The following is a 504-nucleotide window of genomic DNA, read 5'->3' on the forward strand; positions in this document are numbered from 1 at the left end:
AAACAAGGCGATGGTGATCGAAGCGGTTGCCATCGAAGGTACCGACACCAGCGCGCAACGGCGCGACGAAGTCGAACTGACGGTGGATGACAAGGATGCCGTGCCTGTCGAGCATCGCAGGCTGTTCTCAGAAGGCGAATGGCGAGACGCGGGCGTTTTCAGGCGCGAAGCGCTCGGACCCGGTCACAAGGCCTCTGGCCCGGCGCTGATCATCGAACCGAACCAGACGATCGTCGTCGAACCCGGCTGGCAGGCGGAGATCACGGCGAAGAACCATATCCTGCTGCGGCGGATCGAGGCGAAGCGCCGGCGGGCCGCCCTCGGCACCGAGGCCGATCCTGTGATGCTGGAGATTTTCAACAATCTCTTCATGTCGATCGCCGAGCAGATGGGGGTGACGCTGCAGAACACCGCCTATTCGGTCAATATCAAGGAAAGGCTGGATTTTTCCTGCGCCGTCTTCGATCGGACCGGGGCCCTGGTGGCGAATGCGCCGCATATGCC

General features: G+C 62.1%; 1 protein-coding gene. It reads left to right on the forward strand.

Annotated features, from left to right (window positions below; all coding sequences use genetic code 11):
- Positions 1 to 504 (forward strand): hydantoinase B/oxoprolinase family protein (locus AC1D0P_RS28415; protein WP_477679791.1); only part of this gene is annotated, 504 nt, incomplete at both ends.

This window comes from Polaromonas sp. P1_G2 (assembly GCF_056405515.1).